Source organism: Thermoflexus sp. (assembly GCF_025055495.1).
GTDB lineage: Bacteria > Chloroflexota > Anaerolineae > Thermoflexales > Thermoflexaceae > Thermoflexus.
This window is the reverse complement of sequence record NZ_JANWXB010000193.1, coordinates 1-2,746: the sequence shown is the minus strand read 5'-3', so window position 1 is coordinate 2,746 and position 2,746 is coordinate 1. Positions and strand designations below refer to the sequence as shown.

Sequence of the window (2,746 nt, the reverse complement as noted above, 5' to 3'; positions counted from 1 at the left end):
GCCTGCGCCGGTTCGAGGGGGATCCTCCGCTCCCGGGCCAGCCACAGGGCGTAGCGGACCGCCGCCTCGGCCCCGATGCCCTCGTCGAGGCGAACTGGATAGGCATGGGGGAGTTCCTCAAGTTCCATCAGCAGCGGCCGGGAGAGGACGATCGCCGCGCTCCTCTCGCCCAGGCGCGCGAGGAACTCCCGTAGGCGTCTCCGTTCCTCAGGCGGAAGAGCCTCTACGTTATCGAAAATCAGGAGCGTGGGCTGCAGATGAACGTGAAGAGCAAGGGCTTCCACGACCTTTCCCGGCTCGGGCCGCAGGCGCAGGGCCTCGGCGAGCTGGTTGAAGAGGGAATCCGCTGTGCCGGGCCGGTTCTCCTCCGGGCGAGGGCCTTCCGCGACCGCAACGCCGCCGGGAAAGCGCCATGCATTGCGGTCGGCGGCCTCCAGCGCCAGGGCGGTTTTCCCGATGCCAGGAGGGCCGGAGATCAGGATCACCTGGGGCGGGGAGGCCAGCGCCTCGGCGATCTTCACCAGCTCGTTGCCTCGACCGAAGAAGAACAGCGCGCGCTTCGATCGATACAGGTTGCCCTGTGGGCGGCGGTCTTCGATCCAGGGCTCGCCGCCGGTGAAGCGTTCGAAGCGGAGGTTTTCATCGCCCAGCAGGACCACAGAGGGCGCGGCCATCTCCCCTTGCGCGCGCCTCACCGCATCGCGCAGGGGGAAGCCGTTGGTCAGTTCGGCATACAGATGGGCGGCAAAGCGGACGGCCTCAGGGTCGTAGACAGGCTGGATATAGCCTACTGCGGCGCGGGCCCGGCCCTCCTTCACCAGCGCCTGGGCGACGGATTCGACATCCGCCGCGCTCTCGCACCCGTTGAGGACCACTAAGTCCAGCGGGCGCGGCATCCCACCCAGCGCGTCCAGGATCTCCTTGGTGGTCGCCAGATGGACCCGCCCGTATTCATCCTCCAGGAGGAGGCCGTCCCTCCGGGCGTGGCCTCTGAAGTGGAAAACGTGAGGGAATACGGCCTGGGCTTCGGCGCGGGGAGAGAGGGCACCGCGCAAAGTCTCCAGCGTGGGCGGGACGAGGCGGGTGAGGTAGATGGGAGCGCGGCTCTCCCGGATCACCACGCACAGTTTATTCCACTCTTGCCGCAGGTCCAGCGGCGGAGGGGGCTTCTCTGGGCGCTTCGGATCGTGAACCGGCGCGGCCAGGAGGGCCAGGATGCGAAACAGGCGGGCGGGATCGCGGGCTTCCGGCAGCGGTGCAGGCAGGACCGTCTGCACCACCACCTGATCCGCCCGGATAACGAGGCCCTGGGAGACAGCGCTCAGGAAGGCGTCAATCGCCTGTCGAAGCCGGTTCAGCTCTTCTTTGATCCGCTCCAGTTGCCCTTCGATGCGGAGGTTGCTGAGGGCGACCACCACCGGGCGGAAGCTCTCGTCGGCGATCAGGCGGGCGCGCAGGCAGGCCAGGTAGAGGGCTAGGGCGCGGGCTCGATCCGCCTCCGCCACGCCGGGGATGCGGGCGAACTCCCGGGCCAGGATCTCCTCCAGCGCCTCCTCTCTCCAGTGCCTCAGGAGATCGTCCAGTGCCTGACGGAAGGAGAGGAGATCCTGGAGGGGAAGCTGGGTCGTCCACTGGATGATGCGGTCATCCAGCCCCTGCCGGCGGGCCTTCTCAAGGAAATCCTGTTCTGCTTCTCTGAGGAGGGCTTGCAGGCGCCCCTTGGCTTCGCGTGTGTCGATCAGCCGCTGCAGGAGCGGAGCCGCCAGATCTGCGATTGCCTTGATTCCACTGAGGGCCTCGATAAAAGTTCGCACATCGATCGCCATAGGACCCTCCTCCTTCCCACCGTTAGACCCCTCCATCTCCTCTGCCTGCTAATTTTATGACGGCTCGACCTGCCGTCAGGAGCCTTCCAACCCGGCGCTCCTATGGGGTGCCCCGAAGACGCTCGGGTTTGGCCTTCGCCCAGGCCAGCAGCCGCTCCAGCGGCCAGGTGTTGGCGATGTCCTCCGGGGTGGCCCAGGCCCGCCGGGCCACAGCGACCCCAAAGTGGATCAGGTCGAACTCCCCCGGGCTGTGGGCGTCGGTGCTGATCACCAGCTTGCACCCCAGCTCCAGCGCCCGCCGCGCCAGCGCGTCCGGCAGGTCCAGCCGCGCCGGGTTCGCGTTGATCTCCAGCAGCGTCCCCGTCTCCGCCGCCGCCCGCAGGATCGCCTCCCAATCGGCGTCCGCCCCCTCCCGCTCCCCGATCAGCCGCCCGGTGGGATGGGCGATGATGTGCACATACGGATGCCGGATCGCCGCCAAGAAGCGGGCCGTCACCCGCTCCCGGTCCTGGCGCAGGCCGGTGTGCACCGAGGCCACCACCAGATCCAGGGCGGCCAGGACCTCGTCGGGATAATCCAGGCTGCCGTCGGCCCGGATCTCCACCTCCGCGCCGTGCAGCACCCGGAAGCCGTCCCCCAGCTCGGCGTTGACCGCCTCGACCTCCCGGCGCTGTTCCCACAGGCGTTCCGGCGTCAGGCCCTTGGCCACCCCCAGGCTCTGGGAGTGATCGGTGAGCAGCATGTAGCGGTAGCCCTTGGCCTTCGCCGCCTGGGCCATCTCCCGGATGGAGGCTTGGCCGTCGCTCCAGACACTGTGGACCTGCAGGTCGCCCTGCAGGTCCGCCACCTCGATCAGGCGGGGGAGGCGCCCTTCCAGGGCCGCCTCGATCTCCCCGCGCCCCTCCCGCAGCTCCGGCGGG

General features: G+C 68.6%; 2 protein-coding genes. Both read right to left on the bottom strand.

Annotated elements, in window-relative coordinates:
• Positions 1-1,826: CHAT domain-containing protein (locus NZM16_RS06620; RefSeq protein WP_295479441.1), on the bottom strand; the 1,826-nt coding region annotated here is incomplete at its 3' end.
• 100 nt (positions 1,827-1,926) lie between these two features.
• Positions 1,927-2,746, bottom strand: an 820-nt coding sequence (locus tag NZM16_RS06615; protein WP_295479438.1) for a PHP domain-containing protein, incomplete at its 5' end; no start/stop codon positions are given.